Here is a 15,019-nt window from a genome sequence, read left to right as displayed (position 1 = left end):
GGCAGACGGACACAGGAGACAACGGAGATAAGCAATGCCCAATGCCCAATGCCCAATCCCCAATGCCCAATAACTAATCCAGCAAATCAGGTTCTTCGCGGACAATCCTTTCGTAAAGTGGCTGGAAGCTAAACCATCCACTTTTAGGCGCTCCCACTTGACTGTGTGTTAAACGGGCTGTTTCGTGTTTGATAATATTAGGTCTACCTGCGGCTTGTGCCAACAGTTGTGCTTGGCACGATCGCTCTAAGCTAATGTACCAAAAAGCAGCTTCATCTACCGTATGTCCCACAGTTAAAATGCCGTGGTTACGTAGAATTATGGCTTTAGTTTCGCCCAAAGCCTCCGCAAGTCGCTTTCCTTCAGATGTATCTAATACGACACCTGTATAATCTTCAAATAGTGCATGATCTTCGTAAAAAGCGCAAGAATCTTGAGTCAAGGGGTCAAGCAGACGACCCAAACTCGACCAGGCTTTGCCATAAATTGAATGGGCGTGTGCAGCTGCAACTATGTCAGGTCGAGCTTCATGGATTTGAGAATGGATGGCGAAAGCAGCTTGATTGACTTGAGCATCACCTTTGACCACCTCACCGTCTTTATTAACCAAAATCAGGTCAGAAACTCGGATATGACCGAAGTATACTCCCAAGGGATTCACCCAGAAATGGTCTGTAAACTCCGGATCGCGGGCTGTAATATGCCCTGCAATGCCTTCGCTGAAGCCAAAGCGACCAAACAGGCGAAAGGCAGCGGCTAGACGTTGTTTGCGGTGCAGACGTTCATCTTCAACTCGCTCGAATACAGGGGGTTGCGGTCTATAAAACTTGGGCATGTGCTTTTTCCTCCTCCTCTTTGCAGGGAGCATTAGAATATCCGGAGCGAAAAGATTTGACGCTGTGAGATTCTGGAATGAATTGGTGACGCCAGATGCAACCAGTGTCATTACCGAGAAGATGAATAGATACAGATTCGCTCTCGGATGTGGTTTTGACAGCGTGAATATCGCCATCTGGAGGTAGGAGGCGGTAAATATCCCCCCTTTGAAGCCTACGCACTTCAGTTATTTGTAATTGTGCGTGTCCTTCGGCATTGCCGCTATCTACACGCCGATAGACTGTTTCTTCTTGATTGCCTTTGTATAAACCAATCAATCCCCAAGCTAAATGGTCGTGGACGGGAGTGGTGGAACCTGGGGGAATCACCAAGCTAAAGACTGACAAAGAACGGTCTTTAGCCCGATAAAGTAGCCATTGGCCAATACCACCACCCATTTTGCTTTCGGGGTTGACTTTGGCAAACTTTTCGGGTAACCATTGCTCTTGGGCAAGTAGCTCTTGAAAATAAGGTTCTAATTTAGCTAGCTGTTGTATGCGATTTATCTTAGTATTAGCAGTAATTTCACGTACTCTTGCTACAAGCGATCGCAACTCTTGGCTGTCAATAAACCATTGGTCTTCAGGCAATGGTTCTAAAATAGTATCATTCGTCATCTATATTCCTCATTAATCTAAGTAAGTCGGCTTAAATATTCCTCGTAACTTAGTTAATCTTTATTTAAATACTTTCGTTTTATTGTGCCAACCTACTCGCTAAGTTTTTTATCTTTGGCGTAAAACTCCATACAAGTTAAAAAGGTTGATTCCCTACTCCCTAGTAGTTCGCCAAGTTCACTTGGCGGGGTAAAGGGTAAAGGGGAAAGGGGAAAGGTTTTAAATCCCTTCCCCTTTACCCCTTCCCCTTTCCCCAGCCCTCACAAGCGCATTTTTAGGTTGGCAGACCACTAGCTTTTATTTCCCTTTTAGTTTTGACATTGGGGTGAATTTTGAACCCCAGTTGCTCAAGTTTTAAATGAGAAAACGACTCCTTGAGAATAATAGTAAAGGGATATCGCTGGAATACAGTAGCCTTCCCTTGCGACAATAGTAACCTAGCGCGGCTGATACGTACCGGGTATAAAGGTTGTTGGTTGGAATCGAGAATTAGAACTTTGCTCATGTATTAAATTCCTGACAGATAAAGTTAGTAAGTAAAACGGTGCAAATAAATCAAAGTATGTAACGAAAAGTAAAGATGCTTAAAAACCTCTTCCCTTCTGCTCTCTGCCCGCTGCCTCCTGCCTTGTTATAATGACAATTTTTAACAACGACTTACTTAAGCAAATAAAGGCAAATGAAACTTGATTGAGATCATTGTGGTAATCACAATAACAAGCTTTGTATTACTCCTTTGATTCAACACAGGATAATAATGAGAGTGTAGAATCCAACCCTAGCACTCTCGTCTCTATTGCCCATTCAGCTGTAGTATTACTTTTAAAGTACGGTAATTCGGTCGTTTAAGTGTATAATTACTAAAAACAGAAATTATCACATACAAATTCAAAAAGCAAGTCCTCTTCTGGTCAACTACTGGGCTGACATACATCAAGACAAGCTTGGACAAAATCTTCAACTACGTTGTTTACAGAATCTCGTCGCCACGCCACTGCTAACACACTGGGGCTGACATCCTGAACTCGGCGAAAAGTTTGTCCAGACAGCGCGTAAACTTGTGTAGTGGTTTCCGACACTAGTGCTATTCCTTGACCATTAATCACTGCTTCCATTGCTTCATTAGTATTATTTACTTCCGTACCAAAGACAATTGGATGACCGTCACGTTCATTCTTTGCTAGCCAGTGATCTCGCCAGATTCCTGCTTCAGCAGGTACTGTAATAAATGGTTCATTAACCAAATCTGCTATGTGCAAAACTTCACGCTGCGCTAGCGGATGGTCAGATGATAGAGCAACCCATCTTGGTTCAACTAATAAGATTTCAGTCAATAATTTTTCTTGTTTGGGAACTGGTAACCGTAATAGGGCAACATCAGTATTACCAGAGAGTAGTCCAGCTGTGGGATCTGAAAACTCAAAGAAGCGAATCGCTACCTTCCATCCTGGTTGTAGGGCTTGAAACCGTGAAAGGATAGATTTCGTTAATTCGCTGCCAATTCTACAAATAAAACCAACACGTAATGTCTGCGTTTCCCTTGCTGCTGCTTCTCGCAACATTAACAAGGTAAACTGCCAATCCTCAATCAGTCCTTGAGCTAAAGGCAAGAGTGTTTCACCAGCAGCAGTCAGCTTCACTTCTCGACTATTACGGCGTAGTAGTTCAATGCCCAATTCTCGTTCTAGTTGGCGAATTTGCTTAGATAATGCTGGTTGTGAGATATATAACCGCTCAGCAGCACGGGTGAAGTTTAACTCTTGGGCCACCGCAACAAAGTAACGAAGCAAGCGTAAGTCCGCATCCATGCTGTTTGCTAGTTTTTATCTATTCTTTTTGGTTATAGCAATATATCTTGGACTTTTGAGGCAGTTTGCGATAAAAATTTCTAATGGGCATGGGGCATTGGGCATGGGGAAATGAAGAAGATAAACGCAGGTAAAAGAGGTGAGAGAGAGGGGAAAGTGTGGGTAAATTATAAAAAAGCTTCCCACCCATACCCAATACCCAATGCTCAATGCCCAATGCTCAATGCCCAATGCCCCATGCCCTATTCCCTAACTTATGTTTGTCAATACTTTCATCAGGCGTCCAGTTCTGACGACCGTCTGTACATTCATCATTTTGTTGCTGGGAAGCATTTGTATTCCTATCCTGCCGATTTCTCAGCTACCAGATCTCGCTCCGGTGCAAATCACTGTTAGTTCTAACAATATTGGTGCGGATGCTCAAACAACAGAAAGCACTGTTACTAATATTATTGAACGACAAATTAATGGTGTTAAAAATGTATCTTACATATCTTCTAATACAGGTAATGATGGCTCAAGCAATATAACTGTTTCTTTTCCAACTAGTGTTAATAGCGATATTGCTCAAGTAAACGTTCAAAATAAAGAAGCTCTCTCTGAACCTCAATTGCCGAGTAGTGTTCAACAAACAGGTGTCACAATTGAAACGGCATCAAGTAGTTTGCTTCTCGTCTATGGGTTCTACTCAGAGAATAATGAATATGACAACATTTTTATTAGTAACTATGTTGATTTATTCGTTCTCGATCAAATTAAACGCATTCCTGGTGTAGGAAAAGCTACGATTTTTGGAGAACGCAAATATGCGATGCGTCTTTGGCTCGATCCCAATAAGCTTGCTCAACATCAGTTAACTCCTCAAGATGTGACAACTGCCCTGCAAGAACAAAATATTCAGGTGGGTGCAGGGGCAATTGGTAAGGAACCAGCGCCAGATAATCAAAGCTTTGAATTTGCTTTACGGGCAACCAGTCGATTCAAAGATGCAGCTGAATTTGGGGAGATGGTGTTAAAGGTGGGCCAAGGCGACACTGCTAACACCCTAGTTAAAGTCAAAGATGTCGGTCGAGTTGAACTAGGGGCAGAGAGTTATCTTGCTGATGCCAGATTTACTATCCCAGGAAATGCTCCCAAGCCGGCTGTGGGCTTAGGGATATATCAACTTCCAGGTAGTAATGCCTTGCAAGTTGCCCATGCTGTGGAAGAACAAATTGAAACCCTAGCAAAGAATTTTCCACCAGGGCTGAAAGCACAGCTAGCATTTGATACCACTCCCTTTGTGGAAATTTCCTTAGAAGAGGTGCTACACACCCTGGTTGAGGCGATCGCGCTGGTGGTGTTAGTAATTTTTGTTTTTTTGCAAGACTGGCGCACCACAATCATTCCCACCGTTGCGATCCCCGTGTCCTTGATTGGGACATGTGCGGCTCTTTTGGTTTTAGGATTTCAAATTAATACACTCACCTTATTTGGTTTCGTACTGGCGATCGGTATTGTCGTCGATGATGCAATCATTGTGGTGGAAGCCGTTGCAGTCAAACTCGAACAGGGAATGAAGCCGTTTCAGGCAGCCGTGGAAGCGATGAAGGAGTTGACCGGGGCAATCATCGCCACTTCCCTTGTACTGATGGCGGTATTCATTCCTGTTGCATTCATTCCCGGCACCACTGGGATTGTTTACAAACAATTTGCGTTAACCATTGCTTGCTCCATCGCCATTTCGACTTTCAATGCCTTAACCTTCTCTCCGAGTATGGCAGCGATCCTCATGCGCCCAGCCCAGACTCCACGCGGTCCTTTGGGCTGGTTTTTTACGCAGTTTAATCGGGGATTTAGCTGGTTTACGCGCCGATACGTCAGGTTTGTTAGCTTCCTTACCCATATTAAAGTGGTTGTAATTGGAGTTTTCATTGCTGGTTTATTAGCAACGGGTTTCATGTACACAACAGTACCTACCGGATTTATTCCAGAGGAAGACCAAGGCTACTTCTTTGTAATTGTCCAAGGGGCTGACGGAGTTTCTTTAAAATACACAGAATCGGTGATGGAAAGGGTTGCCAAGGAAGTTACGGCGCTTCCAGAAGTCAGAGCTAGTTTTATGATTAGTGGCTTTGGTTTCGATGGCAATGCTTCTAATTTAGGCATTGCCTTTGCAAACCTGAAACCTTGGAAAGAAAGAACTGAAGAATCTCAATCTGTTTATGGCATACTTCAGAGACTGAACAAAAAACTGGGTGCTATTACCGAAGCTAGAGCGATCGCTGTGAATGCTCCACCTGTCAGAGGCTTAAGTACTACAGGTGGTTTTGAGTTTATCATTCAAGACCGCACGGGCAGTGCGCCGATTGAAAGTCTGGTTGAGACTACTCAAAAATTCATTGCCGCAGCAAATAAAAAACCAGTTCTGCAACGAGTCTTCACTCAGTTCACCGCAAATACTCCGCAATTTGACATCCAGGTAAACCGCAATCAAGCCAAAGCTCTCAATGTCGAAATTAATGATATCTTTGGCGCATTGCAATCTTACTTGGGATCGCAATATGTGAATAACTTCGTCCAGGGACAGCGACAGTACCGTGTATACGTCCAAGCAGATGGAGTTTACCGCGCAAATCCTGATGATATTAACAAGTTGTATGTTCGCTCAACAACTGGGGCGATGATTCCTTTGGGCAGTTTGGTGAAAGTGACTCCCTTTGTGGGGCCAAAAACAATCTCCCATTACAACTTATATCGCTCAATCAAAGTTCAAGGCGCTCCGGCTCCTGGTGCGAGTTCTGGACAGGCGATTAAAGCGATGGAAGAAGTCGCAGCAGAGGTCTTACCCCAGGGATTTGGTTATGAGTGGACAGGGACTTATTTGCAAGAGAAGACATCTGGAGGAGCCACTGGGCTGATTTTTGCTTTAGCGATCGTGATTGTATTTTTGGTGCTGGCGGCTCAATATGAAAGCTACATTGACCCAATTATTATTTTGCTGACAGTTCCTCTGGCGGTTTTGGGAGCAATGACAGCGATTTGGTTGCGATCGAATATTTTCATGGCAGGTAGCCTGTTTCCCAAAGTAGTAGATGATATTTATTGCCAAGTAGGTCTGGTGACTTTGATTGGTCTAGCCGCGAAAAACGCGATTTTAGTTGTGGAATTTGCTAATCAACTGCACGAGCAGGGCATGAGCTACACGCGGGCGGCGGTGAAAGCTGGCCAAGAACGTTTGCGACCGATTTTAATGACTTCCTTTGCAGCACTGTTAGGATTTTTGCCCTTGGTAATTTCTGAAGGCGCTGGAGCAAGTAGCCGTTGGTCTTTAGGGACAGCACTGTTTGGCGGGCTGCTGCTTTCAACGTTCTTGAGTTTGTTCTTAGTGCCAATTCTTTACATTCTGGTTAAGACCTTGGCTCAATCTATATTCTCTCGTCAGCGACGGGGAGGCTCAAATCCTCCAGATTCTCCAAATGGAACTTCGGATGGACATAGAGCTTTGCCTGCTGGCTCAAGCCAACAGCATGATGGAAGAACTGCTTGATGGGCATGGGGCATGGGGAGAGGGAAAGGGCTAAGGGGTAAAGGAAAAAGGGAAAGGGGTAAGAGGTAAGGGAAAGGGGTAAGGGGAAAAGGGGTAAGATTAAATTTATTCCTTTTCCCTTTAACCTTTTCCCTTTAACCTTTCCCCTTTAACCTTTTCCCTTTACCCTTTTCCCTTTCCCCTTTAACCTTTCCCCTTTCCCCTGCTCCCTTCTAAATCTGATAAGTCTGCCTGATTACCTCTTCTATTGAACCTAAACGATGAAACTTTTCTATTAATTCATGGGACTTTGTTTTTCGGTTGGCGAGCAGCTTTTTTAATGGTGTTAAAAAATGAACATCTGGGTCATCTCCTAATGCAATTTCAGCTGCTTGCAAAACTTTTGTTGCATTGCCAAAAATATCCTCATTGTCAAAGCCTTTTTTTGCAGATATTTGGTGCAAAGCTGCATCAGGTACTGTTGCTCTACCCAGTAAGGTTTTATCTAACACCAACCCTTTCAATAATGCCAGTAAAGCTGCATAAATCGAGAAATCATCACAACTATCACAAGCCTTAAATTCAATCCGACCTACTTCAGCGGGAATGCGGGCGATTTTTGTTAAGGAAGGTCTGCTATTAATCAGTTGTTCCTGTTTCTCAACAAAAACTAGGGCTGCTGGTCTTTTCCCTGTTCGGATAAATGTTCTTACTGATAATCCATCCCATAAAGCTCCATTATAAAAAGGGGAGCTATAACTAAAAGGGACAATGTAGGGGCTGTAATAAGTTAATTTTCTGCCAATATCAATTAGATTTTCACTAGACAAATCTGCTAGTGAAATATTTAAATCTGGGCCGTATGTCACCATGTGAATATTAGCAGTTTGTTCGTCAGGTTCAGTCTCTAATTGTTTGATTTCATAATCATTTAATGGTGGTTGAGGTACAAAAATGGGATTGTATGGATTAAAACTGACTAAAACGGGTGAGAAACTAAAATTAGCAGCAACCTCACATAATAAGCGGAAACTTTCTGACAATTCAGTAATAGCACTGTGAATATTAGAATGTATAGTTGTTCTAATTTCGATACCTTTAGAATGACAGTCTATCACTTGGTCGGAATCTGCAAATCTTTCAAATCCTTCAATGTACCATCTCTTTTTCTTAATACCCGCATCACCGACGCGCAGCTGAGGATAATCGCTGGCGTATACAGGTAGCTTTTCAATAATTTGATTGAAATCAGCAAATTTGGTATGGGAAAAATCAGCAAACTTTCCCTCTTTGTTTAAGAAAGCAACTTCATGTTCAATGCCAAAATGAAACATTATGTAAACCTCAATTAATAATAATTAACATCAACAGAAGCCGCGATTAATTGACGCCATTTGGTTTGATTAAAAAACTGTCGCCCGATAACCACAAAGTCTGGTAAGTCAATGGAAAATCTTGAATGACATCCAAGTTAACTTTGGTTTTACTCATGGATACTGCATTAGAAGCATTAACTTGTGCTTGTGAAATAATTAAAAGATTTTCTCAAGAGGACTCTGAGATAGATTTTATATCAAGTCCGGTAGTTATATGGCAAGGAGTGGGGAGTGGGAATATTTTGTTTGAGAGCAATTTAGTATGAAGGCGATCGCCCTTTAGCAAAACTTTGCGATTTACTGAAGGTTATCGCTGTTGTTGCAAAAGCGATCGGCAACCCAGCAACCCCACCCTTAAATCATCACAAGCCTATTTAGACGATAAAGTTAAGTTGATTTACAAGCTGCTACTCCACCCACTATCCTCACAGTCACCAGGTAGGGTAGCTTAGTAGTGACCAAGGAAAGCGTGAAGCGTAAGTTTATGACAAGTACTGTTCAATCCCCCTACAGCAGCGAACAAATTGCCGCTTGGTTGCGTGGACTGCTTACTATTGCTTGGGCTGATGGCAATTTTGATGAACACGAACAACAAATAATTGCCAGCATTACTAAAGATGAATTAGCTCCTAAGATTCAATGGGACGACTCGCCAGAAATCATTTCGCCTGAGGAACTAGCCGTAGTGTTGGGCAAAGGTACCCCAGCAGCAGAAAATTTCTTACGGACAGCGGTGATGGTAGCGATCGCAGATGGTACTTATTCTCCTACCGAAGATGAGGTTTTGCAACAGTTCTGCCAAGCCTTAGAACAACCACAGGATATACTCGAAGCCCTCCGCCACACCCTAGAACATCCAGAGCAAATTACCCCCACTATCTCTGCAACTGGACTCACAAAACGTCAAATTGACGCACTACATCCCCTGCGCGAGTGGCTCGATGGACTAGATATCCAAGACCCAAGAGTAGCCCGGTTTTTGTGTAAAATGATTCCCTCCCAGTGTCCCTTTGAGCGTGATGTCACTTTATTTGGACACAAAATTGTCCATATTCCACCGATGTGTAAAATTAACCCATTGTACGAACAACTGGTGGGCTTACGTTTCCGTGCCCTCTCCTATTTAGCAGATAAATGCGGTGAAGATGTTTCGCCATATATTTAGTCATTAGTAGAGACGCGATTAATCGCGTCTGTACATTAGTCATTAATTAGGCAGCATAATGTCAAGTAGGAGGTTTCAAGATTTACGGGTTTATCAATTGGCACAAAGATTAGCTGACGACATCTGGAAAATCGTTAATGGATGGGAGCGCAAGATACAGTAGGTAAACAGATTATCCGTTCAGCGGATAGCATTAGTGCCAACATAGCAGAAGGAATGGGACGAGGGAGTTATCAAAAGAATCGGCGATTCGTCAGAATAGCGAGGGGGTCTTTATATGAAACTCAACACTGGCTAAGACGAGCATATAGCCGTAACCTGTTAACAGATCGACAGGTAGATGCACTCAAACTAATCATTAATGACCTTGCACCCCAATTAAACCTATACCTAAAGTCAATTGGCAATATTCCAAATGACCAATGACCATTGGAAAGACTTGGGTTAATCCTTGTCTGCACTAATGACCAATGACTAATGACCAATGACTAATGACTAATGGCTAATTATGCAATTTATTGACCAAGCAGAAATTGAAGTTGCAGCTGGCAATGGCGGCGATGGTATTGTCGCCTTCCGGCGGGAGAAATATGTGCCGGCTGGTGGCCCCTCTGGTGGTAACGGAGGGCGGGGTGGTTCGGTAATTTTCGTTGCCGATCAAAACTTACAAACCTTGCTGGATTTCAGATACAATCATCGCTTTCAAGCCGAAAACGGTAGTCGTGGAGGCCCGAATAATTGCACTGGGGCTAATGGCAAAGATTTGATTATTGAAGTTCCCTGCGGTACAGCTGTTTATGATGCCGAAACTGGGGAATTGTTGGGGGATTTAACTGAGCCTCAGCAGACTTTACGTATTGCCCAAGGCGGTAAAGGTGGACTGGGAAATCAGCATTTTTTGAGCAACCGTAACCGCGCCCCAGAATACGCTCTCCCAGGATTACCTGGGGAAATCAAGCAGTTGCGCTTAGAGTTGAAACTTTTGGCAGAAGTCGGGATTATTGGCTTACCAAATGCTGGTAAATCGACTTTAATTTCATCTTTATCAGCTGCACGTCCAAAAATCGCAGACTACCCCTTCACGACTTTGATCCCCAATTTGGGTGTAGTGCGCAAACCTACTGGTGATGGTACTGTTTTCGCTGACATTCCCGGACTAATTGAAGGAGCTGCCGGAGGGGCTGGACTAGGACATGATTTTTTACGTCATATCGAGCGCACACGGGTGCTACTCCACTTGATTGATGCCACTAGCGATGATGTGATTCGCGATTATAACACGATTCAGCAAGAATTAAAAGCTTATGGAAGAGGTTTAGCAGAGCGATCGCAAATTTTGGCGTTAAATAAAATTGATGCAGTCGATCGCGAAACTGTCGATTTAGAAGCATTAGCTACCCAACTAAATCATCTCTCCTACGCCCCAGTTTTTTTGATTTCAGCAGTTACCCGCACTGGCTTAGAACCAATGTTACAGCAAATCTGGGAAATCCTCGACCAAATGAAGCCTGCCGAAGAATTATTTCGATAATTTTTTCGTATTGCTGCGTAAGTCCTAGTCATGTTTATATAGGTTTCGCTCTCACCAAGTGAGCGAAGCTTCACCCTACCTAAACTTCGTTATAGGTAGGGACTGCGCTCAACATTACTTGTTCAAGAAACAAGGCAGTCCCGATGAAAATTTTTTCATCGTCATGCATGTAAATATATAGTTCTTCCCTGTTGCCTGTTGTCTGTTGCCTACTTACAAGTCAGAAGGCTCCAACGGAAGAGGATTTGACTTGTTTATTTCATCCGTAGCGGGTGTCAGCGCCGCCAGTGGGGCTGCTTCTAAGAAAATGGGGAAGCCATACCTGCGGCGGTAAACTACGCACCCTCTTGTTGTGTTGTTAAATTAAACGGCGTAAGACTACAATTGAGCGCTCTGTAACTGGTATAGTTTGTTCGCCGATAATAAACTTTCCTGGTTGAATAAAGCGAGGTTCGTCAGTGTTAATCACCATTTCCCATTCTCTATCCTTGAAAACATTGGGTAAGGTAAACTCAATCATCTCGTAGTGAGCGTTAAAAAATAGCAGAAAACTTTCATCAATAATACGTTCGCCACGGGGACTTGGAGTGACAATCCCCTCACCATTCAAGAAGATTTGCATTACTTTGGCATAACTAACTAGCCATTGCTTTTCGGTCATCTCAGTACCATCAGCATTGAACCAACCGATATCACTGATGCCATAACCGTGAATGGCCCTACCTTGAAACCACTTACGCCGTCTAAATACTGGATGCTGATGACGGAAATTGATAAGTTCGCGAGTAAAGTTTAAAAGTTCCGCATTCGACTTTTGTAAACTCCAGTCACGCCAGGAAAGTTCATTGTCCTGGCAGTATACATTATTGTTGCCCTTCTGAGTACAGCCAATTTCATCCCCTCCTAGCAACATAGGAATACCCTGAGACAGCATGAGAGTTGCTAAAAAGTTTCGTTGCTGGCGCGATCGCAATTCTATCACCTCTAAATCATCAGTTTCCCCTTCGACACCGCAATTCCAAGATCTGTTGTGGCTTTCTCCATCTCGGCTATCTTCTCCATTAGCCTCGTTATGCTTTTGGTTGTAACTGACCAAATCATTGAGGGTGAAGCCATCATGAGCAGTGATAAAATTAATACTTGCACTAGGATTGCGTCCGTTTGCTTGATACAAATCGGGACTGCCAGTAAAACAGTAAGCAAATTGTCCGAGACTATTATCTTCACCACGCCAAAAATCTCGCACAGTATCACGATATCTGCCATTCCATTCAGACCAGCGTAAGGGAAAATTACCTACCTGATAGCCTCCCTCTCCCAAGTCCCAAGGTTCAGCAATTAGCTTGACATCAGCTAATATTGGGTCTTGATGAATAATATCAAAGAAAGCTGCAAGACTATCTACCTCATATAGTTCTCGCGCTAATGCTGAAGCCAAATCAAAGCGAAAGCCATCAACATGCATTTCTGTTACCCAATAGCGTAGGCTATCCATGATTAACTTCAGAACTTGGGCATGACGCACGTTAAGAGAATTACCGCAGCCTGTAAAATCCATGTAGTAGCGGGGATCGTCCTTGACCAAGCGGTAGTACACGCTATTGTCAATGCCTCGCAGTGACAGTGTAGGGCCTAAATGATTGCCTTCACCAGTATGGTTGTAGACTACATCTAAAATCACCTCAATTCCAGCAAAGTGCAAATCTTTGACCATCTGCTTGAATTCAGTTACTTGTTGCCCTAGATTTCCACTAGCACTATAACCACAGTGGGGTGTGAAATAATTGATGGAATCGTAACCCCAATAGTTTTTCAGCCCTTTATCTACTAAAAACCCTGGACGAGATAAAAACTGATGTACAGGCATCAATTCTACAGCTGTGATTCCTAGTTGTTGGAGATATTGAATTGCAGCTGGATGTGCTAGTCCAGCATAAGTACCGCGTAATTCTTCTGGGATCTCTGGATGTAGCTTAGTAAAGCCTTTAACGTGAGTTTCGTAAATAATGGTTTCGTGCCACGGTCTACGCAGTAGTTGGTCATCTCCCCAATCAAAGGATTCATCGATGACAATACACTTCGGCATCATGTGGGCATTATCTAAATCGGAAAAAGCTAGGTCTTTTTCGGGAGCATCTAAACTGTAGCCAAAGATAGCTGGAGTATCATTAATTTCACCATCAATTGCTTTGGCATAGGGATCGATTAGTAGTTTATTCGGGTTAAAGCGATGACCGACTTCTGGTGCCCAAGGGCCATGTACTCTAAACCCATAACGTTGCCCTGGCCCTACTCCTGGTAGATAAGCGTGCCAAACAAAATTGTTTTTTTCTGTCAAAGGTAAGCGGATCTCTTTCTCATCTGTATCAAATAAACAAAGTTCTACAGCCGTTGCATTCTCTGAAAACAAAGCAAAGTTTGTGCCTTTCCCATCCCAAGTAGCACCTAAAGGATATACATTTCCTGGCCATACAGCTACATACATAAGTAAAGTTCCAATAACTAATTTTTGGTGTTAATGACAAAGCCCAACGTGTCACAAGTAAGTGCTTTCAGTAAATATATTTAAATTTTAAGTTTAAATAAGCACTCAAAAACTCTCTATTTAGAGGGTTCATAAATTATTTAACAAGTTTATTGATTAAAGCTTTTAAGCTTAAAAATTTAACTCGCGATCGCAGGCTCTGACATCCACCATAGAGACTAAAAGCAACTCACTCATTCTACAGATTTACTTAAAATATCTTTTGTGCAACTCTCTTACTAGCTTTAAAGAATGTTTTAAAACAACAGTGAGGACAAATTTAAGGGCATCTAATGTGGAGAACAGTAAAAAATATACGGTTGAATAATCAATTTTTTATCGTACATTCAAGGGTTGAAAACCCCTAAATCTATACGTAGTATATTTTGAGTCGGGGTTTAAATCCCCAACTCAAAATGTCTTGAATTTTGAATTTTGAATTTTGAATTTTTAAGCTGTGGCTGGATGGGAAAAATGGCTAATAACCATATGGAACTGAGAAGGAAGAGGTACTTCAAGCTTAGTTCACAAATCGCTCAGTTGGATAATGCACAATTGCATTGTTTGTTTGATGATAGTGAAAGTTCGAGGTGGGGGCGAAATCACACCATAATTCTTGGGGAATCCAAGGTCTTTGTCAAACGCGTTCCAGTTACAAACATCGAATATGACAACTTATTCTCTACTAAAAACCTCTATGACCTACCAACTTACTTTAATTATGGTGTTGGTTCTGTTGGTTTAGGTGTCTTCCGCGAACTTGTGACACATATCAAAACCACCAACTGGGTATTAGAAGGAGCGATCGCCAACTTCCCTCTCATGTACCATTATCGGATTATTCCCTTGGAAGGGCGGCGTGCAGATGTGGATATGGAGGAACACAAAAGCTTTGTCGAATACTGGGGAAATAGTGCCAACATTGGGAATTATCTGTTAGATAGAGCAAACGCCAAGTATGAGTTAGTTCTGTTCATAGAATACATACCGCATATTCTAAAAACATGGCTATGGGAAAACCCCAAGTTACTCCAGAAACCCCTAGATGACTTGCGTATGACGATTGCTTTTTTGGGGAAGAAGGGAATCATCCATTTCGACGCGCATTTTCACAACATCCTTACCGATGGCGAACAGATATATTTAACCGATTTTGGTTTGGTACTGGACAAGAGTTTTGCGTTAACTAAAGATGAAGAGTCTTTCTTTGAGCAGAACACATTTTACGACTACGGCGAAGTCCTGTGGAGTCTTAGCTACCTTATTCGCTCGTCCTATGATTTATGTCCCGAAAATGATAAACGTAGGATGATGGAAAAATATGGCATCCAAAAGAGCTTTCAACATCGTGAACTGCTACCCATATTACTCAACAATATCGAGCAAATACATAGTCATGGGGTAATGAAGTTAGATGATTTCTATGTTGCCAGCATAGTTAAGTACCGTAGCATCATTGCACTAATGCACAACTTTTATTCTGAGATGCAGGTAAATAACAACAAGAACACGAAATTTGATAGTACAAAACTACAGTTGCTACTCCAAGAAATAGGCTTTGTTACTGATGCTGTTGCTTCTTTTTAATTCAAGGTTGTACCTCTAGAGTGATAC

At 42.6% G+C, this 15,019-nt stretch carries 12 protein-coding genes; 6 read left to right on the top strand and 6 right to left on the bottom strand.

The window, feature by feature from the left end; all coding sequences use genetic code 11:
* Positions 1–73: 73 nt before the first annotated feature.
* The 4 genes from H6H03_RS07200 to H6H03_RS07185 form a co-directional block, all read right to left on the bottom strand.
* On the bottom strand, positions 74–835 hold the full coding sequence (locus H6H03_RS07200; RefSeq protein ID WP_190954459.1) for a class II aldolase/adducin family protein: 762 nt from the start codon (positions 833–835) through the stop codon (positions 74–76).
* The gene (locus tag H6H03_RS07195) at positions 819–1,493 is read right to left on the bottom strand and encodes a cysteine dioxygenase family protein (protein WP_190954458.1); all 675 of its coding nucleotides are present in this window, start codon (positions 1,491–1,493) and stop codon (positions 819–821) included. The genes H6H03_RS07200 and H6H03_RS07195 overlap by 17 nt, the downstream gene beginning before the upstream one ends.
* Positions 1,494–1,767: 274 nt before the next feature.
* A complete protein-coding gene (locus tag H6H03_RS07190; RefSeq protein ID WP_190954457.1) occupies positions 1,768–1,998 on the bottom strand; it encodes an RRXRR domain-containing protein in 231 nt (76 codons plus the stop codon).
* 406 nt (positions 1,999–2,404) lie between these two features.
* On the bottom strand, positions 2,405–3,301 hold the full coding sequence (locus tag H6H03_RS07185; protein WP_190954456.1) for a LysR family transcriptional regulator: 897 nt from the start codon (positions 3,299–3,301) through the stop codon (positions 2,405–2,407).
* A gap of 256 nt (positions 3,302–3,557) precedes the next feature.
* Here H6H03_RS07185 and H6H03_RS07180 point away from each other — a divergent pair, with 256 nt between their 5' ends.
* Positions 3,558–6,830: an efflux RND transporter permease subunit gene (locus H6H03_RS07180; RefSeq protein ID WP_190954455.1), complete on the top strand. Its 3,273-nt coding sequence runs from the start codon at positions 3,558–3,560 to the stop codon at positions 6,828–6,830.
* A gap of 212 nt (positions 6,831–7,042) precedes the next feature.
* On the opposite strand, the gene H6H03_RS07175 is transcribed toward H6H03_RS07180, so the two are convergent.
* Positions 7,043–8,143: a glutamate--cysteine ligase gene (locus H6H03_RS07175; RefSeq protein ID WP_190954454.1), complete on the bottom strand. Its 1,101-nt coding sequence runs from the start codon at positions 8,141–8,143 to the stop codon at positions 7,043–7,045.
* 125 nt (positions 8,144–8,268) lie between these two features.
* Here H6H03_RS07175 and H6H03_RS07170 point away from each other — a divergent pair, with 125 nt between their 5' ends.
* From H6H03_RS07170 to obgE, 4 genes are all read left to right on the top strand, one after another.
* On the top strand, positions 8,269–8,451 hold the full coding sequence (locus H6H03_RS07170) for a hypothetical protein (RefSeq protein WP_190954453.1): 183 nt from the start codon (positions 8,269–8,271) through the stop codon (positions 8,449–8,451).
* A gap of 218 nt (positions 8,452–8,669) precedes the next feature.
* The gene (locus tag H6H03_RS07165) at positions 8,670–9,350 is read left to right on the top strand and encodes a Mo-dependent nitrogenase C-terminal domain-containing protein (RefSeq protein ID WP_190954452.1); all 681 of its coding nucleotides are present in this window, start codon (positions 8,670–8,672) and stop codon (positions 9,348–9,350) included.
* Between the two features lie 141 nt (positions 9,351–9,491).
* On the top strand, positions 9,492–9,776 hold the full coding sequence (locus tag H6H03_RS07160) for a four helix bundle protein (protein ID WP_390841923.1): 285 nt from the start codon (positions 9,492–9,494) through the stop codon (positions 9,774–9,776).
* A gap of 82 nt (positions 9,777–9,858) precedes the next feature.
* On the top strand, positions 9,859–10,881 hold the full coding sequence (obgE, locus tag H6H03_RS07155) for a GTPase ObgE (RefSeq protein WP_190954451.1): 1,023 nt from the start codon (positions 9,859–9,861) through the stop codon (positions 10,879–10,881).
* Positions 10,882–11,239: 358 nt separating this feature from the next.
* Here the strand turns inward: obgE and glgX are convergent, their stop codons facing one another.
* Entirely contained in the window at positions 11,240–13,366 is a 2,127-nt protein-coding gene (glgX, locus tag H6H03_RS07150; protein ID WP_190954450.1) for a glycogen debranching protein GlgX, read from the bottom strand.
* Positions 13,367–13,879: 513 nt separating this feature from the next.
* Here glgX and H6H03_RS07145 point away from each other — a divergent pair.
* Positions 13,880–14,992 (top strand): hypothetical protein, encoded by a 1,113-nt coding sequence (locus H6H03_RS07145; protein WP_190954449.1) that lies wholly within the window; start codon positions 13,880–13,882, stop codon positions 14,990–14,992.
* The last annotated feature ends 27 nt before the right edge of the window (positions 14,993–15,019 follow it).

This window comes from Nostoc paludosum FACHB-159 (assembly GCF_014698835.1).
Lineage (GTDB): Bacteria > Cyanobacteriota > Cyanobacteriia > Cyanobacteriales > Nostocaceae > Nostoc > Nostoc paludosum.
The sequence above is the reverse complement of the archived record's forward strand: the minus strand, read 5'-3'. Positions and strand labels throughout refer to the sequence as shown.